This window comes from Vallitalea guaymasensis (assembly GCF_018141425.1).
GTDB lineage: Bacteria > Bacillota > Clostridia > Lachnospirales > Vallitaleaceae > Vallitalea > Vallitalea guaymasensis.
In genome coordinates this window covers 4,152,372-4,178,809 of sequence record NZ_CP058561.1, presented here as the reverse complement: position 1 = coordinate 4,178,809, position 26,438 = coordinate 4,152,372, and the positions used below count along the sequence as shown (strand labels likewise).

At 30.0% G+C, this 26,438-nt stretch carries 24 protein-coding genes; 4 read left to right on the top strand and 20 right to left on the bottom strand.

All coding sequences use genetic code 11. From position 1 onward, the window contains the following. Window positions 1–26 precede the first annotated feature (26 nt). A complete protein-coding gene (locus HYG85_RS17925; protein ID WP_212690816.1) occupies window positions 27–1,283 on the bottom strand; it encodes an anti-sigma factor domain-containing protein in 1,257 nt (418 codons plus the stop codon). 11 nt (window positions 1,284–1,294) lie between these two features. Next, window positions 1,295–1,984, bottom strand: a complete 690-nt coding sequence (gene sigI / locus HYG85_RS17920; RefSeq protein WP_212690815.1) for an RNA polymerase sigma-I factor — start codon at window positions 1,982–1,984, stop codon at window positions 1,295–1,297. Window positions 1,985–2,228: 244 nt separating this feature from the next. On the opposite strand from sigI, the gene HYG85_RS17915 reads away from it, so the two are divergent. Together HYG85_RS17915 and HYG85_RS24700 are read left to right on the top strand one after the other, a co-directional pair. Continuing rightward, window positions 2,229–2,975: a DUF2087 domain-containing protein gene (locus HYG85_RS17915; protein ID WP_212690814.1), complete on the top strand. Its 747-nt coding sequence runs from the start codon at window positions 2,229–2,231 to the stop codon at window positions 2,973–2,975. A gap of 162 nt (window positions 2,976–3,137) precedes the next feature. Then, the gene (locus tag HYG85_RS24700) at window positions 3,138–3,809 is read left to right on the top strand and encodes a Crp/Fnr family transcriptional regulator (protein WP_212690813.1); all 672 of its coding nucleotides are present in this window, start codon (window positions 3,138–3,140) and stop codon (window positions 3,807–3,809) included. Between the two features lie 13 nt (window positions 3,810–3,822). On the opposite strand, the gene HYG85_RS17905 is transcribed toward HYG85_RS24700, so the two are convergent. From HYG85_RS17905 to HYG85_RS17875, 7 genes are all read right to left on the bottom strand, one after another. Next, window positions 3,823–6,105 carry a carboxypeptidase-like regulatory domain-containing protein gene (locus HYG85_RS17905; RefSeq protein ID WP_212690812.1) on the bottom strand — a complete coding sequence of 761 codons (2,283 nt, stop codon included), beginning with the start codon at window positions 6,103–6,105 and terminating at the stop codon, window positions 3,823–3,825. A gap of 32 nt (window positions 6,106–6,137) precedes the next feature. Next, the gene (locus HYG85_RS17900) at window positions 6,138–6,437 is read right to left on the bottom strand and encodes a hypothetical protein (RefSeq protein ID WP_212690811.1); all 300 of its coding nucleotides are present in this window, start codon (window positions 6,435–6,437) and stop codon (window positions 6,138–6,140) included. After that, window positions 6,430–6,966, bottom strand: a complete 537-nt coding sequence (locus HYG85_RS17895; protein ID WP_212690810.1) for an RNA polymerase sigma factor — start codon at window positions 6,964–6,966, stop codon at window positions 6,430–6,432. Before HYG85_RS17895 ends, HYG85_RS17900 begins: the two co-directional genes overlap by 8 nt. 146 nt (window positions 6,967–7,112) lie before the next feature. After that, a complete protein-coding gene (locus HYG85_RS17890) occupies window positions 7,113–9,482 on the bottom strand; it encodes a transglutaminase-like domain-containing protein (RefSeq protein ID WP_212690809.1) in 2,370 nt (789 codons plus the stop codon). A 25-nt stretch (window positions 9,483–9,507) separates the two neighbouring features. Beyond that, the gene (locus tag HYG85_RS17885; RefSeq protein ID WP_212690808.1) at window positions 9,508–10,707 is read right to left on the bottom strand and encodes a DUF58 domain-containing protein; all 1,200 of its coding nucleotides are present in this window, start codon (window positions 10,705–10,707) and stop codon (window positions 9,508–9,510) included. After that, entirely contained in the window at window positions 10,694–11,650 is a 957-nt protein-coding gene (locus tag HYG85_RS17880) for an AAA family ATPase (RefSeq protein ID WP_212690807.1), read from the bottom strand. The genes HYG85_RS17885 and HYG85_RS17880 overlap by 14 nt, the downstream gene beginning before the upstream one ends. A 139-nt stretch (window positions 11,651–11,789) precedes the next feature. Then, entirely contained in the window at window positions 11,790–12,545 is a 756-nt protein-coding gene (locus HYG85_RS17875; protein WP_212690806.1) for a PIG-L deacetylase family protein, read from the bottom strand. A 193-nt stretch (window positions 12,546–12,738) separates the two neighbouring features. Between HYG85_RS17875 and HYG85_RS17870 the strand changes: the two genes are divergently transcribed. Both HYG85_RS17870 and HYG85_RS17865 read left to right on the top strand, forming a co-directional pair. Next, the gene (locus HYG85_RS17870; RefSeq protein ID WP_212690805.1) at window positions 12,739–14,031 is read left to right on the top strand and encodes an MFS transporter; all 1,293 of its coding nucleotides are present in this window, start codon (window positions 12,739–12,741) and stop codon (window positions 14,029–14,031) included. A gap of 1,002 nt (window positions 14,032–15,033) precedes the next feature. Then, the gene (locus tag HYG85_RS17865; RefSeq protein ID WP_212690804.1) at window positions 15,034–15,993 is read left to right on the top strand and encodes a hypothetical protein; all 960 of its coding nucleotides are present in this window, start codon (window positions 15,034–15,036) and stop codon (window positions 15,991–15,993) included. Window positions 15,994–16,118: 125 nt separating this feature from the next. Here the strand turns inward: HYG85_RS17865 and HYG85_RS17860 are convergent, their stop codons facing one another. The 11 genes from HYG85_RS17860 to dhaL form a co-directional block, all read right to left on the bottom strand. Then, the gene (locus tag HYG85_RS17860) at window positions 16,119–17,639 is read right to left on the bottom strand and encodes an extracellular solute-binding protein (protein ID WP_212690803.1); all 1,521 of its coding nucleotides are present in this window, start codon (window positions 17,637–17,639) and stop codon (window positions 16,119–16,121) included. A 127-nt stretch (window positions 17,640–17,766) separates the two neighbouring features. Further along, complete coding sequence (locus HYG85_RS17855; protein ID WP_212690802.1) at window positions 17,767–19,080, bottom strand: S41 family peptidase; 1,314 nt, start codon at window positions 19,078–19,080, stop codon at window positions 17,767–17,769. 10 nt (window positions 19,081–19,090) lie between these two features. Further along, on the bottom strand, window positions 19,091–19,906 hold the full coding sequence (locus HYG85_RS17850; RefSeq protein WP_212690801.1) for a hypothetical protein: 816 nt from the start codon (window positions 19,904–19,906) through the stop codon (window positions 19,091–19,093). Next, on the bottom strand, window positions 19,899–20,252 hold the full coding sequence (locus HYG85_RS17845; RefSeq protein WP_244971220.1) for a PadR family transcriptional regulator: 354 nt from the start codon (window positions 20,250–20,252) through the stop codon (window positions 19,899–19,901). The genes HYG85_RS17850 and HYG85_RS17845 overlap by 8 nt, the downstream gene beginning before the upstream one ends. Window positions 20,253–20,410: 158 nt before the next feature. After that, window positions 20,411–21,145, bottom strand: a complete 735-nt coding sequence (locus tag HYG85_RS17840) for a hypothetical protein (RefSeq protein WP_212690799.1) — start codon at window positions 21,143–21,145, stop codon at window positions 20,411–20,413. Window positions 21,146–21,236: 91 nt separating this feature from the next. Then, window positions 21,237–21,998 (bottom strand): type II toxin-antitoxin system prevent-host-death family antitoxin, encoded by a 762-nt coding sequence (locus HYG85_RS17835; RefSeq protein WP_330619125.1) that lies wholly within the window; start codon window positions 21,996–21,998, stop codon window positions 21,237–21,239. Between the two features lie 170 nt (window positions 21,999–22,168). Then, window positions 22,169–22,693: a peptidylprolyl isomerase gene (locus HYG85_RS17830; protein WP_212690798.1), complete on the bottom strand. Its 525-nt coding sequence runs from the start codon at window positions 22,691–22,693 to the stop codon at window positions 22,169–22,171. A 96-nt stretch (window positions 22,694–22,789) separates the two neighbouring features. Then, window positions 22,790–23,737, bottom strand: coding sequence for a carbamate kinase (gene arcC / locus HYG85_RS17825; RefSeq protein ID WP_212690797.1), 948 nt, complete (start codon window positions 23,735–23,737; stop codon window positions 22,790–22,792). 23 nt (window positions 23,738–23,760) lie between these two features. After that, the gene (gene yedF / locus HYG85_RS17820; RefSeq protein WP_212690796.1) at window positions 23,761–24,096 is read right to left on the bottom strand and encodes a sulfurtransferase-like selenium metabolism protein YedF; all 336 of its coding nucleotides are present in this window, start codon (window positions 24,094–24,096) and stop codon (window positions 23,761–23,763) included. A 403-nt stretch (window positions 24,097–24,499) separates the two neighbouring features. Beyond that, on the bottom strand, window positions 24,500–25,720 hold the full coding sequence (locus tag HYG85_RS17815; RefSeq protein ID WP_212690795.1) for a 6-phosphofructokinase: 1,221 nt from the start codon (window positions 25,718–25,720) through the stop codon (window positions 24,500–24,502). Between the two features lie 36 nt (window positions 25,721–25,756). Then, window positions 25,757–26,404 carry a dihydroxyacetone kinase subunit DhaL gene (gene dhaL / locus HYG85_RS17810; RefSeq protein ID WP_212690794.1) on the bottom strand — a complete coding sequence of 216 codons (648 nt, stop codon included), beginning with the start codon at window positions 26,402–26,404 and terminating at the stop codon, window positions 25,757–25,759. Window positions 26,405–26,438: the final 34 nt, after the last annotated feature.

The following is a 26,438-nucleotide window of genomic DNA, read 5'->3' as shown; positions in this document are numbered from 1 at the left end:
ATTTTAGGGGTATTATTTTTTTTTATTTATTTTTTATTTTTGTTTTTATTATTTGTATTTCCATTACTTTTAATTGAGTCATTATTTTTTTTATTATTATGGGATTGACCTATATGTTTCCCTTGATATTTATTACCCTTAATATCATCTTGCGTTTTTTTATCATTACTTAATTCTTCTTTTATGTGTTTTTGTTGTTTATTTTCCACTTTGGATTCTTCTTTTTGATCTATTATATTTTTTGAGCTGGTTTCTTTAGTATTATTACTATTTAATTTTTTACCATTATTATTTTTGTTTCCATTATTGTTCCTATCACTATTATCATCAATGTTATTATCATTGTTTTTGTTACTATTGCTACTGCCATTAGCATTGTTTTTATTACCATTGTCACTACCATTATTTATGGTTTTATTACCATTACTACTGCCATCATTATTGTTTTTATTACCATTGCTACTGCCATTATTATTGTTTTTATTACCATTGCTATTGCCACTAATATTATTTTTATTACCATTATCACTGCCATTATCATTTTTCTTATTACCGTTATTATTTTTCTTATTATTATCTTTATTACTATTATTTTCCTTATATTTATTATTTCTTTTATCAACTATTTCAACAAGCTCTTCTATTGTCTTTTCCTCAAGTTTTTCTTTATAAGAAGGATTACTTGTTTTGATTTTATCAATTAAAGCTGCTTTACCAGGTGATAGATTATCACATTTTATTTTCTCATATTCGTTTTTAGGAATTTCAAATGCATATACATTCACCTTATCATTTTCTTCAATAGATTGTTTTAAATTATCTATGGCTTCTTCCTCAAGCTTATCATAAGTAAGAATGACATTAACTTGGTCACTATTATTCAATGCATTTTCAGCTATTATATCGCCTAAAAATTTTTCAACCTTCTTATTTTTATAATCAGATATGTTATCAACAACATTTTTTCCATCTTCATTGACACCATTAATCTTTAATATCCTATTAAATCTATTGTATACAATTTCAATACTTGGGTTAATATCAACATTAACATATCCATAAGGTGTATAATATGCATAGGCACTAACTCCAAATCCGCTAATAAGAAATACTATTGCAATAATAGCTGCTATTCTTCTGTAATTCGTATTTGTCATACTATCAATATTTATTTCCATTCCAACTTCTATATAATGATTGGGTTTTTTCATTTTTTTGAACTGACCGTCTTTTGTTAAGACTATTATATGATTACTATATATCTCCATAACTACTGCACGCATATATTCACCTCCTACAGATATTCTTTTAAATATTCATAATCTCCCATTTTAATAATTATTAGTGCTATAATATATATTCGTCCTCGTTCTATTTTTTTTCGGTGTATTTTCATTTTTTCTGTTATTTTCTGAACAGGTAATCTTTTATTATTATGTATATAATTCATCAATTCACAATCTGATACAATCAGAGTGGCTATTTTTTTATATAATCTTCTAGTTCTTTTATGTTTGGGAGAATGCTCAACAAGTTTGGTAAAGTCAAGTCCCCACGTCAATAACTCTTTTTTGAATTCTATTATCTCCAATTGTCTTAACTCATTTTCGTTTTTGATTCTATATATATCAAGACTTTTCCTATCAACTAAATCTATATCCTTAGCAACATCATCATTATAAAGTATAACATTATTACCATGATTAGAATTCTTTCTTTGATAATCAATAAGCCTTCTACTTATAACTATTTTTGAGAAAGTCAAAAAACTCCCCTTATCTTTTTCATATTTATCAATAGCTTCATTGAATGCAATTAAACCTATAGATAGCTCTTCATCAATACCATATTCAATATATCTACCAGTTTTATTTTGGATTATTGATGCTATAAAAGGCTTATACTGCTCTATAAGAGTGTTTCTTATGTGTATATCATCCTTCGCTACTAAGACCATCTCATCTAGCGACTTGTTCTTTTCCAACTTTTTCACCTCCCTACTTATAGTATAAGATTATATAGATTCAAACAAATGGTAATTTTTACCTATAGTGGATGCATATCGTTAAATTATGATATTCACTCATCTTAATTCTTGTAAATTCCATCCCATAGTATCCAAACCTTATTTGTTATTGTTTGTATTTTTATAAACCAAAACAATTATTGTTTGCATTAATCATGTTAATGTGTTATTATGAACTCAAATGATATATGAGGTGTTAAAGATGATGAATAATGATTTATTTTGGAATGCAAGTATTGATGATTTAAAAAAAGGTTATTTATATGATGACAATGACGGTAATTATATTTGTCTTATATGTGGAGATAAATTAGAAAATGGTATAATCCATAATTATAATAATCAACTAATTACATCTGAAAAGAGAATGCAGTATCACATTGATGAAGTACATGGTGGAACCTTCAATTTTTTGATTAGCCTAAATAAAAAGTATACTGGGTTGACTGATAATCAAAAAGAAGTCCTTGAATGTTTTCACAAAAATATGAATGATAAAGAAATATCAAGAGAGCTGCATATATCTGAATCTACCATTAGAAACTACAGATTCAAGTTACGAGAGAAAGAAAAACAAGCAAAGATATTTACAATTTTGATGGAATTGGCAAGTAATAATACTCATGATAATAAAATAATAGAGCCACATAAAACTGCTACAATGATTGATGACAGATATGTAATTACAGAAGATGAAAGAGAAAAAATAGTAAAAAGATATTTTACACCAGAAGGTAAATTAAAGGATCTGCCTTCCAAAGAAAAAAGGAAAATAATTGTTCTAAGACATATTGCAGAGAATTTCAAACCTAACTATAGATATACGGAAAAAGAGATAAATAGAATCTTAAAAAGAATATATGATGATTATGCTATTGTTAGAAGATATCTCATTGAGTATGGTTATCTAGATAGGTGTAATGATTGCAGTTATTATTGGGTTAAATAGTTTGTGATGAATAAATGAAATCAGATTGGTATTAAAATTCGTATTAGTATAATGAATACTTTTATTATTTATAGACTTGAAATTATTAACTCTATAAATTAAACTATAAAAAAGACTTTTATTACTGTTAGAAAAAATATTATTAAAAAAGAGGTATTCATTATGCTAATTAATATATTACAGCAATGCTCCTTATTCAAAAATATGAGCACAGAAGATATTGAATCTATCTTGTCAACTATAGATTATGATGTAATAAATTATTCAAAAGAACAGATAATCAGTACTGAAGGAGAAGAATGCCATAAGATAGGGATTGTCCTTGAAGGCAATATTGAAATTAGGAAAATATACCCTCTAGGAAAATCTATTACTGTAACAAGATTGAATCCTAGTGATATATTTGGAGAAGTTATCCTTTTTTCTAACATGAAACATTATCCTTCAACCTTAGTTGCCTGCAACTCATTGGAGGTACTTTATATCTCTAAAAAACAGATTATTGACCTTATGGAACATCAATCAATAATAATGAATAATCTGCTCAATGTACTATCCAGTAAAATACTTACCCTTAATAAAAAACTTAGGAATCTTTCCTATGAAAACATGCGTCAGAAGATAGCTGATTTCCTACTCTCAGAATATAAAAAACAACAGAACCTATATATAGAACTAAATATCTCAAGAAAAGAAATGGCTGAAACCTTAGGCGTTACAAGACCATCTCTATCTAGAGAACTCGCTCTTATGAAAGATAAAGGCATCATTGATTATCATAAGAATACTATAAAAATAAACAACCTCCAAATGCTTGAAGATTGCTTATTCTAGTTATCTGTATGATCTAATCCTGTATTGCTTCATCATTGTTATTATCATGATTATAGGTATCATAGTCTTTAATTTCGTCATATCCTAGATTTTTTGCGTAATCCTTTAATATATCATCGTTAATATCTTTGTATACATCCATGAATTTATTGGCTCTGCTTTCACCATTAGTATCTTCAAGTAAGATAAATAGTAATTGATAGAATCTGGCTAGATCACTATCTTTATTACTCAGAAAACTTTTTGCTTCATCAATATTACCATCGTTAATGAATCCATAGAACTCTTTGAAATCTGACCTATCCATATTGATATATTTATTTGTCACTGGTTCATAATCGGCATTATTATACTTATTGGTATACTTAGTTATAACACTTTTTAAACCTTCCATGTCATCTTGAAGCAAATATATTCTTATCATTTTTTCTATGACAGTATCATTTAAATAGCTTCCAATCAATCCGCTATAATTTTCTATAGCCTTATTATACTCATTAAGATAATAATAACTCTTAGCTATATAGTATTGCTGGATATCAACATCTTTATCATAGTACTCTATGGCAGTTTCATAATCTTTTAGATTATAGTAACAATTCCCAATAGCTTCTTTTATTTCTGGTGTAGGCATCGATTCATTAATAATCCGCAAATGTTCTAATGCTTTCTTATAATCAATATTTGATTCATCATCGTTATCATCCCATTCCCTCATATACATCTTAGCTAAAGTTCTACGAATATGCAGATCATCAGGATTTTCTTTCAATTCTTTCTCGTATTGTAAAACAGCTTCTCCAAATTTTTGGTCGATAAGTAATTTATCTCCTTCTGTCCACTCTTCACCCTGGATATCAATAGTAGTAATAGGCGTATTAGAATAAGAACCATAATTGTCAATCCAACAATCTCGGTCATCATATCCCCCAGTAATTTTCAAATAATACTTTCCTGAATGATGTAGAGCATCTAGTAATGACTCAACATAAATAATACCATTAGAAGATCTATAGCCTGTATTAAAATAACTCTCCCTTTCTTTATCTACATCAAAGTTTATAGTATTTCCTCTGAATTTTGTGTTTGAATGATAGTTAACATTATAAAAACCGTCTTCATCACCATTTATAAGTGATAATCCTACTTTATAATAGTCAAAATCCAAATAATCATGACTTACTTGGAACTGATATCTATTACTCTCAATCTTTTTAATACTTACTTTTATAGGTGAAAATAGATTTATATTTCTTGTATATGAACTGTTACCTTCCATCTCAATCTTTCTATAGCCCTTATCAAATTCTATATTATGACCCTTTATTCTATTCCATGGAACACATAGCCCCAGACTATAATCACCATTTGGTACATTATCAAAACTATACTGCCCATTTTCATCTGTTACAGCAATCAAGTTATTTCTAAATACGAATCCCATCTGACTGCTTACTCCATCCATTGATGTTAAAAACACCAACATATTCTCTACTGGCTTACCATCACTTAGCAATACCCCTTGTATAGTATTATCTGCCTTTTTATTTTTTTCCATTTGCACTGATGAAATATCTTCATTGAGGTAGTCAATAATTCTAACCTTTTTATCTTCAGCAAATATATGATCGCTAAAATCTTTTTTACTAAAATCCTTCTTACCGCTTAACAGGCTATAATAATAAGCTACTGTATCCCAATAGAATTCATATTCCTCATCATAATGTTTTTCCATTAAATTTACAGCTTCATCAAAATTACCTAATTCAATGTTCATTAATGATAGATACATATTTCGTAAATTTTCATATTCTTTATTATTGAACACATTTTTCTCAAGCAAACCTAAAGCATTTTCATTGTATCCAGCATACCAATTAACTAAAGCAGTATACAATGTATAGTTATCAAAATAATCATTGTCTCTATGATATTCCAATAATGTACTATACGTATCATTTATATCTATAATACTCTCCTCACCAACAACTCTAGTATCACCATTTACGGTGCTGAATCCATCTTGTACAGTAACTATCATCTTATTAAAAATTTTATTGTTATCGTTACTGAATAATATGTTTTCAAGAATCTTAATCTGCCCTAAAACACTGTTTTTGTCTTCTGGATGCTCATTCACCAATCTATTGTAATAAGCATTACTATTATCTCCCTTACTCATGTTCCCCAATAAATAATACATACCTGGAGAATTGAAATTAATACCAATATACACTATAATCAACACACAAATAAATATAATAATATGTTTCACCTTTATCGTTATATACTTCATAAGCTATTACTCCCATCAATTAATAAAATAATTCATCTTACACTTGATATCTCTATATATTGAATTTGACTGTCTCTTATGTTATCAGGTGTTAATCTAAATGCCTGATAAGATAAAAATACTACTGCAAAAGCTGTAACACTAACCCCTACAATCAATTTGTTAACTGGTATCCTTAGCTTGTAATCAAGAAATCTATTCAGTATACTTTGATTACTGTTATTCTTAAGTTCCCTAAGGACTGCATCTTGTGATTTATCACTAAAAACTATATTCTTCAGCTCTCTATCCAAATTTTTTCCAACCATTCTAGTTATCTTATCATCATTCATCTACAAACACCTCCTCTAGATATTTTTTAATACTATCCCTTGCATATTTCAACCTACTTTTGACAGCACTGTTAGTTAGATTCAATATTTCTGATATATCAGCAACAGAGAACTTCTGATAATAGTAGAGTATGATTATTTCTCTATATTTTGGTTTTATCTTAGCCAGACAATCAGCAACTGCTATTTTGTCAAGACTATCCTCTTCATTGTACTGAAACTCATTCTTTACATCTTCATAATTATTCCTGTTTTCTCTACGAAACCAATTTTTCCTCTTAATCTGTCTGCACTCATTGGTTAGTATAGTGTACAAATAATTTTTCTCACTACTGTCACGCCGATAATTGTTTAGGCTATAGTAAAAGTTAATGAAAGTCTTTTGCACCACATCTTCTGCCAAATGTTCGTCCTTAACCATCATGTAGGCATATCTTTTAAGCTGAGTTCCATACCTGCTCATTATATTTTTTAAGTATTCTTCATTATTTAATTCAAACATTTGTGTTTCATCACTAGTCGTTACCATTTTTTCTCCCTTAACACCTATTATTTAACACATCATTTATAGGAAAATATAGATTCTATATTACTTTACAATATATAGATGCACCAAATACTAATTTGGTTGCAAAAAAACCTAAGGAATATTTTCCAAAGGTTTTTATAATAGCTTTATTTCATATTATAGATGAATAATTTTAATCCGACTACAATAATATTAGATTTTTTCTTGGCAATATTTTTTATGACTTCATAATACCCTTCAAACAACTCTAATTTATCATCCTCAATTACTTCATTGCTATAACAAGCAATTTCGTAGATCTTGGTTAACTCCATTAGATTATATCCTTCTACATCAAGTTGTCCGTTGATACTTTTAGCGTATTCTCTAATAGTTTGATTAGAATATGTCTTATATCCCACAAGCTCCATCAACATGAGTATTTTTGTAAACAGTTTTATTATCTTGTTAGGTGTAGTACTGATTTCATAAAACCGCTTATGCTTTCTAAGTCTTGATGTAATCAATAAAACGCTTATTACCAACTTCAATGTTATCAAGAAAATTATTATATAACTGGTTGGAATTTTTTTCTCTTTTACATTTTTATTAGTCAAATCATCTATCTTTGTATCTTCAATATCTGTCTGTGGCTTCTTAAGGTAGTCAATCTTTTTAGTCTCCTGAACAAAATTAAAACCACTTGTAGGCTCAAAAGGCAACCAGCCATACCCTTCCAAATAAGCTTCAACCCAAGCATGGGCATTATATCCCGTAACAGTTCGTTTATTATTTTTGGATTCCTCTTGTTTTTTATTATTATTCTGCAATACTATATTATCAGCATCTTCCTTTTCTTTTTCTCTGATTACGAATCCCTTTACATACCTGGCAGGAATACCCACACTTCTAAGCATAATAACCATTGATGTTGCACTGTATGTACAGAAACCTTCTTTTGTTTCGAATAAGAAATTATCAATAATATCTTCTCCATCATCAGGCAGGTCAGTAGAATATGAATAATCAATATTTGATTTTAGGTAAATCTCAATTGCTTTAGCTTTATCATAATCATTATTATAACCCTTTGTTATATTATCAGCTAATTCTATTGTTCTATCTGTTGTACCATCTGGAATCTGCATATATTCTTGTCTTATCTTTCTAGCTTTATAGATTAAATCTTCCTTATGGCTGGAATTACCGAAACTATCATATAATCCTTCTTTACTTCTCCTTAACATGTTCTGAAACATTTCCAAGTTATATTTAGGTTTTAGATAATTTATGGAACAGGTAAAATCTTTTCCAAGAACCTTATTGTATCTAGCAATTTCACTTGCATCGTATCTGAAAACATCATTTGAATTATTACCATTACTATCATATATAGATATGAAGTTGGTTGGTGTAAAAAGTATATTCGTAGCAATATTTTTATATATTATACCGACCTTTTCTTCATCAAAAAAACTATTGGCAACATCTCTGTACTCCTTATAAACAGTATCATCCCTAATATATCTGGTTAGATATTTCAATCCAAAAATATGTTCCTCCATATCATTAATCTCAAAATTATAGTTCACATAATAATCCCACTGTTTTCCATTGAATATGTTGCAAACACTTCCTCTAAGATATATTGGATGGTCTGTATAAACATATAATAAAGACTTGCTGGTAGTTTCTACCTTAGGTTTCAATATGTCTGCACTTTCATATTCAACTGCCTCTTCATCTTTCTCTTCTCTATTAAATTCATTATCACCATTTTGTCCGCCTGATTCATCTGATTCTTTTTTTCTAGCATTCTTTTCTTTTATGTTGTCAATATATTTTTCTACAGCCGTTCCAATATCATATAAAAATATCAATGGCTGAGGTTTTATTCTATACAAGTTTCCAGCTAGGAAAACAAGAATTATAGAGAATAATATTGAATTCACTGCTAGAAGATAAAAACCTTGTTTATCTTTGTTCTTTATATTCTTGGTGTAAAAATAATAGAAATAATTAGTGATTAAAGCCACTATAAAAATATAGAAACCTGTAACATTATAATATCCTCTCACAAATGAAGCTGTTAAGAATGCTGCTAATCCTGTAACAAATAAACCTATAAAATAATATCTGCATTTTGATATCAATATTACAATTAAGCAGATAATAAAAGCAATTATGGTTATAGGTATAATCTGGTCCTTCACTTCTAGTAATGAACCCTTTACTATTGCATCATTATATAATTCTATATATATATTTATTTTTGATATAAAATCCAATAGATTGTTAGACAAAACCAATATAACATAGCCAATTATCATTAGAGACGACATACTTACAATACTCACCAACAGAAACTTTATGTTATGTGTAACCAACGATAAGGCTGTATATGTAATAATTATTATTGCAAATAACTTGACATAAGAAATCTCATACCACATTAAACCTGTTATAGTCATTGTTATGCTATAGACCATGAGTATCTTAGTAAACTCAAATAACATAGCATCAATTATTTTTTTCAAGTATTTCCCCATAATTTCCCCTCACTTATAATGAAGTTCCTTCTACCAACGTGTCCAAGTCACTATCATAAGAAATGTTTATTATATTATAACCCTCTGCATTAAGTTTTTCTAAGCACTCATTATTCTTGTTATCGCTGAAGTATATGTATACAATGGTTATTCTTATCTTTTGTATATTTAGTTGTTTTAGGCTTTTGATTAAAACTTCATTTATATTGGATGTAATAATGTATTGATTACTATTAATAAAGATATCATTATTTTCTCTATAATAATATTCTAGGATTGATTTTCCAAAATCAAACTTACGTGTGAATTCTAATAATGCGCACTCCTCATATATCCTTTGGAAATCATTATAGTCTTTACCTGTTATAGCAACATTTCTTACATCATTGTATATGAAATTAACCGTCTTGTTATGAATCAAAAGATAATTTATAAGCATTACACATGTCTCAATCATTTTATCTTCTAAAGCTATATTCAACTCATAATCAGAATAATGCTTATTGGAATCTAATATGATATCAACTTCATTGCTAATTTCACCGCTATATTGTTTAACCATGAGTTCATTATACTTAGAGGATAATTTCCAATGGATTTTATTTAATGTATCTCCTTTTTCATATTCTCTGATATAAGAGATATTATTCTGTTCTTCCATTGTCCTGTTCCTTGAATCGGTTACTTCATCAACATCCATATGGGTATTAGGTAGATAGTTCAAATTCTTTATGGATGGATAAACTATCATTTTCACAGCATCAAGACACTTGAATTCTTTGGAGAAAAGTCCAAAATAATCATCTATTATAATGGATTTAACACCCAATCTATAGTAACCTCTATAGTTACATCTAAGAGGTATTACTATCTCTTCTTGAGTTTTAGGGTACAGAACTATAGTTGGAGTTACAAATTGATTTTTAAAGAGTATTTTATCTGATTCGAGTTTTAGTCTGATAGGACAGTAAACTAAGCTGTTAGTATTATATAATGTAAGAGTATAATTGATCTTATCCCCTTTGACGATTTTCTTTTTACTCACCTTATGACTTACCTGGAATTGATTATAGGTAAGTAATATTGACCCAAAAGATAGAATAGGTACCAATAATAAAATATAGAAAACAGTTGTTAATATGTATCCTTCAATATAATAAGTTAATATTCCAATTATGAGTAATAATATTAGATAGAATCTATTTTTTTTCATGGTAATCACCCGTAGGCACTTTTACTTGTTTCATGATATCATTCAATATTTGTTCTGGAGTTACTTTATTGAACTTGGCTTCATTTCTGAGTATGAGCCTATGAGATAAAACAGGTAAAAAGATTTCTTTTACATCGTCTGGAATAATAAAATCCCTGCCATCGTACAAGGCAAATGCTTTTGCTGCAAGAAGAACATATAAAGAACCTCTTGGGCTTGCACCTAATACCAAATCATCTGATTCTCTTGTCATAGCAACAAGCTTGACAATATATTTCATGATATCGTCACTACAGTATATCTCACGAACTTTGCTCTGAACATTAATAATATCTTCGCAAGTTGCTACTGGTTGTAATGATTCAAAAGGACTTTTGTGTTCATATAATTTGAGTATCTTCTTTTCTTCACTTTCTTCTGGATACCCAATGGATATTTTCATGATAAACCTATCTATCTGAGCCTCTGGCAAAGGATAAGTACCTAAATATTCAATAGGATTCTGTGTTGCTAACACCATAAAAGGTTTTGGCAGCTCATGGGTTATACCATCAACAGTTACCTGTTTTTCTTCCATAGCTTCCAATAGACTTGATTGAGTTTTCGGTGGTGTTCTATTGATTTCATCCGCCAAAAGGATATTTCCCATGACAACGCCTTTATGGAATTCAAATTCATTACTCTTTTGATTGTACATAGAAAAACCTGTTATATCTGAAGGCATAACATCAGGAGTAAATTGAATTCTATTGAAAGAACCATTGATGGATTTAGCTAATGCTGATACCAATGTAGTTTTTCCTACTCCTGGAACATCTTCTATCAATACATGAGAATCACATGCTAATGAAATTACCATCAATTTAATAACTTCGTTTTTTCCCACAATGACTTTTTCTATATTTCTGACTATATCTTGTAATACCTGTCTTGATTTTTCCATAAGAACCTCCCTCATATCTCGTAAAGTAGTGGTGTTTACAAACTGATATATAATTAAATCTTGTTAGAATGATAGCATAGTATATAAACGATAAATTATAATTACTATGCTATGTATTTGAACTAATATTGAATTTCAATCATATCTTGACTGCATCTACAAAACAATGCATATGTTTCGGAGTAAAGATCTTGAACCCCTCAGCTAACTTATAACCATTGGATTCACCGATTTGTTTACTTTTCAACTTAAGATAATCTTTCATCATCTGCAGATCATCTTTATTGAACTGGCTTATGTGAGTAGCTATACTTTTGATTTTTGTTTCAAAATATCCACCAATATCTATAATGGTATTAGGATATGTGGTATGGTAAAAACCTATACCTTGTACACTGTAACTCTCATAAGTAATACCTTCCTCATTACTTGGATAATGAGGGAATAATGCAAATAAACAGGCTTCAACTGTTGCTTTTCCTACTTTTATATGATCTGGATGACCTTCATACATCAACCATGGATCAACTGTTATAACAATCTCTGGTTTGATTTCTCTTATGACACTAACTATTTTACCTGCCATATCTGTAACTGAGATATTAGTCAATTCATCAATACCTAGAGAAATCACTTGTTTTACCCCTAGAATATCTGCTGCCTTTTCTTGTTCTTCTTTTCTTATATAAGCCAATTTATCCCTTTTCATCAATGGGTCTACTGTTCCCATACTTCCATTTGTTACAGTTAAATAATATATTTCACAACCATTATTAGATAATTTTGCAATAGTACCCCCTGCACCAATATCATTATCATCTGGATGAGGCTGTACAAACAAAATTCTACCAGCATCTTCTATGCTAGGTATCTTAAATATTGTACTCGCTACCAAATATAACTCCTCCTTTAACTATAAAACCACCTAAATATTATCTTATCATACTCAAAAAAATGAATCAACAGAAAGTTTATGCGTTTTAATTATATCATTGATATTGTTATATTTATTGATGTATAATTGAGTCTGTAAAGCATTTAGTTATAATATTCACAATCAATTACTTATTAAAGGAGATGATTTTAATTTGAATGAATCACAGGACAACAAAAGAAAAGTATCAACATTAAGGTATTCATTAGGTATGCTCGGTTTGCAAATACCTAGTCAGGCTTTCACTGTATTTCTCATGTACTATTATGTGGATACCCTTAACTTGGCAGTGGGTCTTGCAGCAATTGGACGAGGTATATTTTCAGTGTGGGATGCAGTAGATAATATTTTATTTGGTTATTTATCAGATAATACTCGTACCAAATGGGGCAGAAGAAAACCCTGGCTCATTGGAGCATTACCTTTCTACATAATATTTTTTATCTTGGTTTTCTCTACACCTTCAAGTTTTATGGAGGGAAATAGACTTTTTTGGTATTTTACTATAATTATTTTTCTGTATGAAACTTTTGCAACTATTTTATGGGGAAATTATGGTGCGCTTTTCCCTGAATTATTCAGAAAAAACTCATTAAGAGCAAAAGCCAGCGGATTGAAACAGATCTTTGGAATCATTGGTACAATCATTGGTATGGCTGTAACTCCAATATTATATAAAAATCTTGGGTTTACTATGATGGCTGTTGTATATGGCATTATTGGTACTGTGATATTGTTGTACTCTATACTTGGGAGTCATGAGGATAAGTCTCTGATTGATACTCCGAAAATACCTTTTGTCAAGGCATTCAAAGAAACTCTTAGCAATAAATTATTCTGGATCTATTCTATTGCTTATACTTTCATACAATTTGTTTTTGGTCTGCTTATAGCGGCTTTACCGTTTTATGCTAAGTATTCTCTAGGATTAGATTCTGATAAGACCTCTCTGATGATGGCTTCTATATTCGTTGTAGCTATTCCAGCTGTGCTTATATGGACTAAGCTTGTTAAAAAAGTAGGTGCTTCCAAGACATGGTTGATAGGTGTAGCGGTTATCGGGATAACAGTCATTCCTTTAGGTTTTTCGTATAATTTTACTACAGGGATTATTTCGGGAATGCTGTTGGGCATAGGCTATTGCAGTGTTTTAATTAGTGGTGAGGTAATTACTAGTGAGATTATTGATAAGGATGCTGAAAAAACAGGTTCAAGGAGAGAGGCTATCTATCTTAGTGTTTATGGGTTTATTATTAGAATCAGTGGAGTTTTTCAAAGTGTGGCTTTTGCATTGATTGGAGTGTTGTATGGATATGTTAATGGGGATAATCCAGGTCCTAATCCAGCAGGTGCGTTTAGATTTTTGATGTCGGTAATTCCGTTTATATCTTTGGTTATAGCGTTTTTTATTGGGGTTTTATATAGAAAAGAACAGAAGAAATTATAAATATTATTAAGTTAATGAAGTGATAGAGTGCCTAACGGTCGTGTAGGTAGTATAGGGGAATATTTCGTCAGCCCGTTAAACGTCCATGTTTCCAATAAATAATAATGGACATCGAGTCCATTATTATTTCTGACAGTCCAGTAGGGCTGTCAGATTAAGGGCTGAGTTCGCCGTCCATGGCTCACTGCTACATATTCCCCTATACTACCTACACTCGTTATTTATATCGTTATATGTATCGTTATTTATATCGTTATTTATATCGTTGTATGTATCGTTATTTATATCATTATTTATGTCATTATTTATATCATTAATTTTATGGATTAATTAGATAATTAGTTTAATATGGATTGAAATAATATTTAGTATGTTGATAAAGATAGATAGTAAAAAGAAGACAGCTACCGATCGCTGTCTTCTTTAAGGAGAAGGTATTTAAAAAAATAAATTTTTGGGGGTTTATAGGTTTTTATGGGGTTTTCTTACTCTTATTATTATACATGATTTCTAAAATAATGCTACACAAATATCCATTTTATTTACAATTCTTTTTGTATATATTTTACTATATAAATTTAGTAATATACTTTTTGCTTGGAATAAGTAACAAATACCCTTAGTAAAAGATAATTTTCTTTGATTTGTGTTAATTTTATTGAATTTTTTGGCTTATTAGATTGTATAAAATAGGTCTAATTACTATATAAAAATAGTGTCTATCTTCCTCCAACCTCTTTTTCAAACACTTTTCTAAACATTTAGCTATTTTAAATAATAAATAGATTTTTTCAGTAATTTCGGCAAATTATTAATCTAATTATATGTATAATATAATTACAGGCTGCTAGATTATATTATTAAGGAGTGTGATAATTCACTTTTAAAGATGGTACAAGCTGCACGAGGACTTGTTTCATAAGTTTGAATATGTATGATGTGAATTCTTGAATAGATAGTGGTTTATATTTTTTATTTAAAAATTATTAGAGGAGTGTTGTTATGAAAAAATTGTTTAATATTTTCGTGGTGCTTTTATTAGTTATGTTGCCTGTATCGTCAGTGCATGGAGCTAGTTCAATTACAAAGTCCAGTGTAGTTGAGCCATTAGTGAAGTCATCCCCAATATACATAGTAGGACCATATGATGAAAATTCTAATACTGGTTATGTTAAATATAGTGATGACAATGGAGACTATTATGCTAGAGTTAGAGAAACAAAATTAGTTAAAGGTCCTTCAGATGATGACCCTGTTGTTGATTACAAGAGATTTGGAACTATCTATAGAACAGATAATTTCTCAGGAACATTAAATGAATCAGTTTCTATATCCCATTCTGTTTCTACTTCTGAGACAAATACAACATCTGTTTCTGTATCCTTGGGTATAAAAATATCCAAAATCTTCTCATCAAATGTTAGTACAAGTCATTCACAGACCATTACCAAAACAGTAGGAAATACTGTTACAAAAAGCTATAGCAAAGGTTTTAATTATGGTTTTCCTATAGCAAATGCTCCTGCTAATTGTACTAAAGCTGAAAGAGGAGTTGGATTCCAATTTTCAACCTATCGTTCTCTTATTGATGTAAAAAAATTAGTTAACGTTCAGAAATACATTGATATCATAAGAGTAAGACATGTCAATGAATGCAGTATCTGTAACGGTGGTGGTGATTTAGGAAGACCAATTCCAGGGCATTTTCATGATGGTTTTGTTGGAAATATTTATACATTAGCAGATGGAACAGAAGAAAGAGTCGAAGATTATTTCCTAGATAATATGATTGAAATGGGAATAATAAACACAGAAACTATGCAATTCAGAAAAAATGTAAAAGAATGGAAGAGAGAGGTTGTTGTAGGAGAAGTTAAGATACCTACAAATGTTTTAGTAACAACATATTTTGATAAAGATGGTAATATTATAGACGAAAACGGAAATATTGTAAATTACTGATGAATCTGTTATAAGATTATGGCAGTCTGTTTATGAACTAAATTTAAGGGCTGTCGGATAATACATCTTCCAAGACTTGTAGCCTTCTGAAAATGTATTATCCGACAGCCCCATTGATAATTTATTTATTTTAGCTTTTCCTGTGCTAACTCTGTAATTTCTTCTCCACCAGCCTTATACCATTTTTCAACGAATTCATCAAATTTTTCAATACCTATTTCACCATTGATGATTTTATAGGAATATTCTTTGTAGAGACTGGTCATTTCATCCCAATTGGTACTATACTCCTTAGGAATTTCAAAATTAATATCTTCAGTGTAATATTTAGATGCTATATCAAGTGATTCTTGAGCTATATCTGATAGTAATGGAACTGGTGATTCCCATGAGGGTACATCAAAAAATCTGGCATACCACTCTTCACCTTTTTTAGTACGTGTAATATTACCATAACCATCTATTGTATAATCTCTTCCTTCAATTCCAAGTCTATCTAATAATTGCCCTTCATCAGAAGCCATAAATTCTAGTACTCTAAAAGCCAGGTCTTTATGCTCACACTGATTAGATATTGCAAAACCTTTGTCTTCTCTTGTAACATCTACTGGAGCTAATCCATTACCGCTATTTCCTATAGGAGGATCAAGGGGAATTAGATCAGTTTCAATTCCTGCATTTCTTAATTTGGTATTATAGATTTCAATGACTTTTCCTGCTGATCCTATAATCATACCGACTTTTCCTGTATATAATTTTTCTTCCATAGAATCCCATTTAGTTACAGCATAATCTGGATCAAGTATTTTTTCTTCTACCAATTTACGGTAAAAAGCTAATTTCTCTTTTTCACACCAACTTACCTTTGAATAGATGTATTTGCCAGTTTCGTCTTTTATCCAAGTGGTAGGCATTGAAAAAGCAGCGTTGAAAATATCATCGAGCCTATCTGTATCACCTGTGACTGTTACCCCATAAGTGTCTTTTTCACCATTATGATCAAAATCACTATTAGCAAATGCGCTTAATACAGTATAATAATCCTGAACCGTCTTAGGAATTGGTAATTCTAATTCATCTAACCAATCTTTTCTCACCACTGCCAGCTTGGGAGTGTTATATCTAATTCTTAACAGGTATGGATACGAATCTATACGAGATTTATTGTATTCCTCCATAGCTTTACCCAATACTTTTGAATCATCAATATACTCTGTCAGATCAACCAACATACCCTGTTCGGCATATTTTTTATCAATTCCATCCCTGAACCATATGATATCAGGTATATTACCGTCAGTAATCAATTCATCTATTTTTTCTGAATAACTTCCTTGAGGAAGCTGTACTAATTCTAACTTAGCTTTTATTCCATTCTCTGATAATGCAGAATTTATTTCATCAATATACTCTAAATCATCAGTATTAGATGGCATAAAATCTTTTTCTACTAGAGTCAATGTTATTATATCATCCTCTTGTGACTTTTCTACATCCTCTAACTCATTATCCTCATTATTAGGCTCTACGGTTGTATGGGTAGTTTTATCTTTAGATGTTGGTTCGCTATGACTTTTACATCCATACAACAAAACTATTATTAGACAAAAACATAATACTAGCCCTGTAATTTTTCTCTTTTTCATAAATATCCTCCTCTGCAGTTATTGTATATATTTATAGATTAACCCTATGTCCTATCTTTCATACCTATAAATCCCAAGTACAATATTTACAGCAGTGGATATTTCAATACATATTTCTATCAAGAATTTACTTTTTTATAATTTCTTTCATCACTGGGTCAATGCCATTAATAAAATCATCTAAATAATATTTTATATGGATATCAGGATATATAGAATCCTCATCGTTTTCACTATGCTTAAAATATTTGGTAGAGTATTGTATTGTAATACCAGTATTAGGTAGTCTAAAAGTTTTTATTTCACCATAATGGTTTGGTTTGCCTCCAGTTGGACTACCAATAATTGTCGCATTGGTTTCTTTTTTCATGGATAGAGTATTAAGTATTGCCGATGAAAAAGTATCACCGCCAATAACTACATACAAATTATCTTTTGTATTGATAGCTTCATTTTTAACAAGTTCATTAATTAGTGGTTCAATAATACGAGAATCTCCTCCACCATTGAATCTCATATCAAATACAAATTTCTCCACATCTTTATCCTCTATGAATGCTGATAATTCATCTATGAATTCATTTATTGGTCTTTCCTTATTATTCATACATACATTATATTGAAAATATATTAATTTCTCTTGTGACAAGTATTCATACCAATATGGATTGTTTGTGTTTTTAATATAGCCCATGTCAGCTATCTTAGGATATTTACTCACGATAGAAACCCATTTTTCATTGCTTTGAGTGGATAAGCTTTTAAGGTCTAATGTGATTTTTTCACCTTGTGAATTCTGGAAAACATATTTACTTCCTTTAATATCTTTGATATATCCATATTCATATAAGAAGTCAGCATTTATAAGATAATTTAGAGTACCTTTTAATAATTGCACCTCATTATCCCTAGAGATTATGTCTCCCATCTTTTCAATAATATTTTCTACTGGTTCATTACCTATCTGTACCAATTTGGTTCCTAATATCTCTTTATACTCTTCTGTGGTATTAGTAACAACTATCCCATCTTCAAACATCATAAATTTCAATGGGAAATATCTTACATTCATGTTCTCTATAACAGTAGTGTGTCCATCACCTATTTTTGCAACTAAGCTTTTTAAGCCTATAACTCTTCCTATATTATTCAAATCAGGTATTTTTTCCAACAATAGGTTAGTTTCTTTCTTGAACTCGCTTTTACTTATAGTATGATAAAGGTTCTTATGTTTTGATTTTAAATTCTTAGCTAGATATGAGATATCTTCTCTCCATAATTCAACAATATGGTCATCAGTACTATCATCACTTAAACTATTAATATCTATCTTAGGGGTACTACCTTCTGCATTATCATTTGGCATTTTTATAAAAAGAACTGCTATCATAATGACAGCTAAAACTACTAGAACTATAAACTCTTTATTATTTTTCCTCATTTTTATCCCCCTATCTTAAACTATCTACGAAATACATACATTTATCCATTACACCTTTTACAAAACTACTTAAATCAGGCACTTTGCTATATATATAATCCTTCATGAGCTGAGTATCCTCTACTATCTTTCTCACAAATTCTCCTTTTCCGCTTTCGGAATAGAAACCAACTTTTGCATTGATTTCCTTACCTATGGCTACCTTTGCTTTTGCATATCCACCATAAGCAAATTCTTTAGCAATGGCTGCTCCCCCTATTGATATGTAGTTGGAAAAAGCCGCTCCTCCTATAGCAAATAACCCAGCTACAGCAAGTCCTCCAATACTAACTACTCCTGATAATGCAGCTCCTCCAATACCAAGTAATAATGCAAAGCTGACACCTCCAAAAGAAATAACACCTATTGAAATACCTCCCAAACTGATAATTCCTATTGATATGGAACCACAAGCAATAATCCCCTTGGCAACTCCCAGCGGCTTATTATTGATATGAACAAGGGGTATTCCCATGATAGTTTTTTTAGATTTATATTCATAACCTCTATAATTATGATTGTTTATCTGTATTACCGGAGTTCCTAGAATCGTTTTTTCGGATACATACTGATATTTAGTAAAGAGATTCACTCCCATATTTTCTGCAAATTCTTCGGCTACTTGTTCAGGCTCTCCCAACAGCTTATATGGATCTGATTCGTTTAGTTCTAATGCCTTTTCCTCCATCATTATATGCAAATCATTTCTTATCCTTTTCTTATAACTATTACTGCAATCTATTCTTCTCAGAACTTTGTTAACATATCTTTTATGCGCCTTATTCATTTATATCACCTTCTATACCAAGAATTTTATTAGTTATAAAAACAAAGTTATTCCATTCTTTTAGATAATTATTAATCTGATTTATCCCCTTATCAGTTATCTTATAATATTTTCTTGTAATTTTTCTTTTCCCTTCCTCGTGGAACATATAACTCTCTATGAAATCACTATCTTCAAGCCTATATAATACAGGATATAGAGAACCTTCTTTCAATGAATAGAATCCATTGCTGTTTTGTTCTAATTGCTGTATGATTTCATATCCATACATTTCCTTTTTGCTTATCAAGCTTAAGATAATAATTTCTAAAGTTCCTTTCTTAAGTTGTTTTTTTATTCTCTCCAAATCTTTCATCCCTTTAAAACTAAGTATTTAGTATTACTAAGTATATGTTAATACAAATCATATATTGTGTCAAGAAAATATTTAGCAAAAAAAGAGTATACCAGACCTATCTGATACACTCTTATCCACTCAATATAAATATCACTATTATTGATGACTCAACTTTCTGTATTCGTTTCTTCTTTTAGATAATCCTTTCCAAAAGTATATATTTTTTCGGTAATAGTAAAATCTTCATCTGCTATTTTTTCTAATGTTGATATCCCTTTACCTTGTTCAAATGTTGTTCTGGCTTTCTTAAAATAATATTCGTCATTATCCTCAGTTATTACTGTTTCCGTTATGACAGTAGTATCAGTGACATCAATTATTGCCGTTTTGGCTTTTGCACCATAATACCATTCATGTTCCCATGCATTACCCACTTCAATAGGTGTTTTCAACAAATAGAATTCTCGGTTGTCAAGATAAACAGGTGAACCTTTGTGGCTTAATTTTATTCCATCATCAGTTATTTGAAAATCTTTTGTGAATGTAGGATCTTGACCACTCTCTCCATCACTAAGATCATCTTCTTCACCTTCAATAATGATATGCTTAACACCATCTTCTGTGTAACATTTGGTTATTGTTTCATTTCTACCATAATCCAATGTTCCGTTATATATCCAACCAAATCCTATTTCATCTGGAAAAATTTTATCTAAAGTAATTTTATCATCTACTATATCATCTTCTATAACTTTTTCATCATTATCCTCATTAACAACAATACTTTTACTTGATTCATTTGATTTGTATACATTTACATCTAATTTATCTTTCTTATTAGATGGACTGCATCCTGAAATTAATACTGCGAATATTACTAAAAACATAATTATCTTTCTCATTAATGTTTCTCCTCACTTTTGCTAATTATAATTGTCTCAATGAGTATATCATGAAAATGTTTAGAAATTATTACTATATAATTAATAATAATTAAATTAACTCAAATATATCATTAATACTAACCTCTAAATCTTCAAAGTGGTAAGACTTGAGTATATCACCTGGTTTATAAGAACAAAATTCCTCTATTTGAAATTTATCAAACCCATATACTAATACATCTTTTTTCTTAGGGTCAATCACCCAAAATTCTTTTACACCTGATAACATATAAGTATTCAATTTATCTACCATATCTCTAGATCTTGTACTTGGTGATAAAATCTCTACTACAAGTGTAGGTGTTCCCATATAACGTCCTCTTTCGTTAACTGTGTCTTCTGTATCACAAGCAATCAACAAATCAGGCTGCATGACATCTGGTTCCTTGAAATCAATTTTATTGAAATGTACATCAAATGGTGCATAGAATACTTTACACTTCTTACCTTTCAGGAAACCTCTTAATATAACATAAAGATTACCTGATATTTCTTGATGAAATGTACTGGGAGAACCTAAAATGATGATCTCTCCATTAATAAACTCCATTCTCAATTCACTTTTCTCATATATCTCCATAAATTCTTCATATGATACCTTTTTACCTCCATATTGATAGTCCACTGCTTCTTCCCTTACTGTATAATATCGTTCGATATCAGTAATGTATGGAGTTAGTCTTGCTGCTTTTTTTCCATTTTTGGTTATGACAATTTCATTGTCATCAATTGCATAATCCAAGTATTTCCCTAGATTATTCTTTAGTTCTGTCGCTGTAATTGTTTTCTTTAGATTATTATATTCCATCATCATCACCTCGTACAATAATTATATATCATCATACGATTATTGTCAACATTAAAATATATCGTACGATTAATAGTACGTTTATATATAATCTAAAAAAACGAAAACCATATATGATTGCTTAGCTATTAATAATGCTAAGCAAACAATATATGGTTTATATAATCACATTGTTACACTGTAACTACTTCATCATATTCTACACCAAATGTATCTACAGTAACTTTTTTTATTATTTGTGGTTCATAAGGTTTATCTTGATAATCTCTATCAACACTTACTATTTTATCAGCCTCTTCTATACCAGAAACCACTTTACCGAATGCTGCATATTGACCATCTAAATGTGGTGCATCTGCAACCATTAGGAAAAATTGTGAACCAGCTGAATTAGGATTAGCTGATCTAGCCATAGATATTACACCTTTTGTATGTTTTAGATCATTAGTGAATCTATTCATGTTGAATTCGCCTTTTATTGAATATCCTGGGCCACCCATTCCAGTACCTTCTGGACATCCACCTTGAATCATGAAACCAGGGATTACTCTATGAAAAGTAAGTCCATCATAAAATCCTTTTTTAACTAATGAAATAAAGTTATTAACTGTGTTTGGTGCTATATTAGGATATAATTCTATTTCAATCTTATTACCATTTTCAATTTCCATTGTAACTATAGGGTTTTTATTCTCCATTATTATCACCTTTCGTAAATATATTGATATCATTTTTATTGTTTCCATTATATTGTAATCTATAATGAAGAATTCTTCAATAATTTTCTATATACCCTATTTTGATATTATAGTTCCCTTATCTCCCATAACTGCTTCTTTCAATTCTTCAGGACATGTAATTATAGCTTTTTTTCCACCATTCTCAAGGAAATTTATACAAGCATTAATCTTAGGAAGCATACTTCCTGGAGCGAAATGTCCTTCATTTCGTAGATTCTTTATTTTGTCCATACCCACATCATGAAGCTTTTCTTCATTCTCTTTACCAAAATTAATGCATACATTAGGTACTGCAGTAGATATAATAAATAAATCGGCATTCAGTTCACCAGCTAATAAACTTGATGCATTATCTTTATCTATTACAGCATTAACACCTATCAAATTATCTTCTTCATCTCTTATAACAGGTATTCCGCCGCCACCTACAGCTATAACTGTAACACCTTTTTCTATCAACAATTCTATTGAATCTTGTTCAATAATATTTATTGGCATAGGTGATGGCACAACTCTTCTGTATCCTCTTCCTGAATCATTTATCAATATCCAATTAGGATGCTCTTCTTTTATTTTGTCTATCTTGTCTTCACTATAGAATGAACCAATTGGTTTAGAAGGGTTTGAAAAAGCTTTGTCATTTTTATCAACCTCAACTTGGCTTACGACAGTAGTAGCCTTTTTCTTCATTCCTCTTTTATGAAATTCATTCTGTAATGCTTGTTGTATTTGATATCCTATGGCACCTTGTGTATCTGCATCACAGTTAACCAAAGGTACAAGATGCATATCATCAGTTTCATGAGCTATTTCTGAGCGTCTCATGATAAATCCAACTTGTGGACCATTCCCATGTGTTACAATTACTTCATATCCTTCTTCAATTACATCAACAATATGTTTCACTGTTTCACAGACCGCTATGTATTGATCGTCTACTGATTGCCTTTTATCTTTGATTAAAGAATTACCCCCAATAGCTATTACAGCCAACTTACCCATAACACCTTTCCTCCAATCAATTTTTAGATTGTTATTACACTTTTTGCTTCCATCATGGTTGATGAAATCTCCTCCATATTACTTATCCTGCCAACCATCATCTTATCTTTCAATTCATAGAAATTGATACATGTTCCACATGCCAACAATTCAACACCTGATTCACTTAATCCAGTAAGCACATCAAGAACTGTTGAACCTTTTGCTGTAAGTTTTACGCCAGCATTATAGAACAATATTGCTTCTGGTTTTTCATTTCTAGCCCAGATTTTCTTTAGAAAAGCCCCCATTAACTTTTCACCTAAAATTCTATCTCCATGACCAAATACATCATTATTAATAACTATAACTTTTTCCATTTTTATCACTCCTATTATTTTTATCATCATATTATAACATAAAGATGTTAAATCTATGAATATATTTTTATAATTATAGAAGTAATTTTGAAAAAACTCATATATAATGTATTTTTTGAATGAAGAAGCCTTATTTCAAAATTAAGAAATAAGACTTTTTTATAGGATATTTAATATGTAAATCAATTATACCACAATGTATGTAATTGACCATAATATTTTTTAAATAAAACTCAAAATACTTTGTTTAATTTAATAATTTGATATTTTTAATATATTATTGTAAATATTAAACAGTAAAACTTTAATTAATAATTGCAAAAGTTTAAATTCCCTATATGATAAAAAGAAGTAATACTATAAAACATTTCCATAGTATTACTCCCTTGATAATTATATATATTTACTTTTTTTCTAAGCAAAAGTATTCTGGCAGTCCACTATCAATTGATAAATCTTGAGATAAGGTTATTAAAGGAGCTATGTAATCAATAGCATCACTCTTGACATTATTCTTTTCTTCATTAATCCATTCAGCAGGAAAATGTTTTATATTATTTGCTACTGATGATGCATCAACCCTAAAAGTCTGCATTTTATATGGATTATCCTGCAATCTCTCAATTCCAATCATAAAGCCTGTGTATCCCTCCACAGATTCTTGTACTGCCTCTTTGCCTAAAATAAACGCTTCTTCAATATCTCTATCAGATACACAATGCATGCTGCATCTTTGAGCTATATTAAGTTCAAAGGTCTTAATTCTTGTGGCAATACCTCTTTCAAGGATTAACTTTTTCAAATATTGCCCCACTCCTCCCAGCTGGGAGTGAGAAAACGCATCATGGTCTGTGGAATTAACACCAAAAAAATATTCTCCTGAACTATCCTTGATACCTTCTGAAACAATTATATAAACTGACTTTTGTTCTTTGTACTTTTCTTCAACCTCTTTTAGAAATTTTTCGGGTGAGAACTCTATTTCAGGTAAATATATAAAGTCTACAATGGCTTTTCCATTTATTTTTGCAAGAACACCACTCGCTGCTAACCAACCAGTATCTCTTCCCATTGTCTCTAAAATAAAAATGCCTTTATTGGAGTAAGCGTTAAAATCCAAATATGTCTCTAAGATTGTGGTTACAATGTACTTGACTGCACTACCATATCCAGGTGTATGATCTGTATGACATAAGTCATTGTCAATAGTCTTAGGTATACCTATTACTTGTTTGTTCAAGCCTCTTAACTTGGCATATTCGCTTAGTTTGCTAACAGTATCCATGGAATCATTTCCACCAATGTAAAACAGTGTATGTATATCATACTCATCCAGTATCTGAAATAATCGTAGATACTCTTCCTCTTGTTCATCGCAATCTTTTAATTTATACCTGCATGATCCAAGAAATGAAGAAGGTGTGTATTTAATACATTCTAATTGGTTAATGTCAAGATTAGTCAGATCAATAATTCTATTATCTAGAATTCCTTGAATACCATTGATCCCACCATATATTCTGTCATAATAATTGCTTTCTAGTATACCGTTAATTACCCCAATAGCACTGGCATTAATAACTGCTGTAGGTCCTCCTGACTGAGCAACTATAGCATTCTTCATACAATCTCTCCATTCATATGTAAATTCATTTTGTCATTACATATCTTCAATTAATTCTATCACAGAATCAATTATACATGCTAGTATTAAATTACAAGATACAGCTCCTGCATCTAATACACCTCTTGATCTTTCACCCAATCTACTGGCTCTACCTACTTTTGCTACAAGGTCCTTTGTTGAATCTTTTCCTTTTTCTGCTGCTGTCTTCATGGCTTGTAATGCTTCCACAAAACTTTTTCCTTCACCAATTTCTTTGTCAAATTTCACTACTGCAGGAACTAAAGTATCCATCATGGTCTTGTCTCCAACCTTGGCATTACCTAATGATTGTAAACCTTTTAAAGCTGCGTTTAACATTTTACCGAAAACATCTTTATCGATTTCTTCTTTATCACTGATGACCTTTGACATTTCTACAAAGAATGTACCATATAGAGGTCCCATGGAACCTCCAATCTCCATCATTAGTACGAGACCCAATGTCTTGAGAGCTTCTGCTAGATTGACTTCTTTGTCAGCCAATCTGGTTTTGCATATAGAAAAACCTTTGTTCATATTTATACCATGATCACCATCACCAATTGCTCCATCAATCTCACTTAGATATTCTGTATTATTGATTATTGTTTCAATTAAGTTGTCTACAATGATAGAACTGTTTTTATTTAATATATAAGCCATTTTTTCCACTCCTTATAAAATTCATGATTATCAA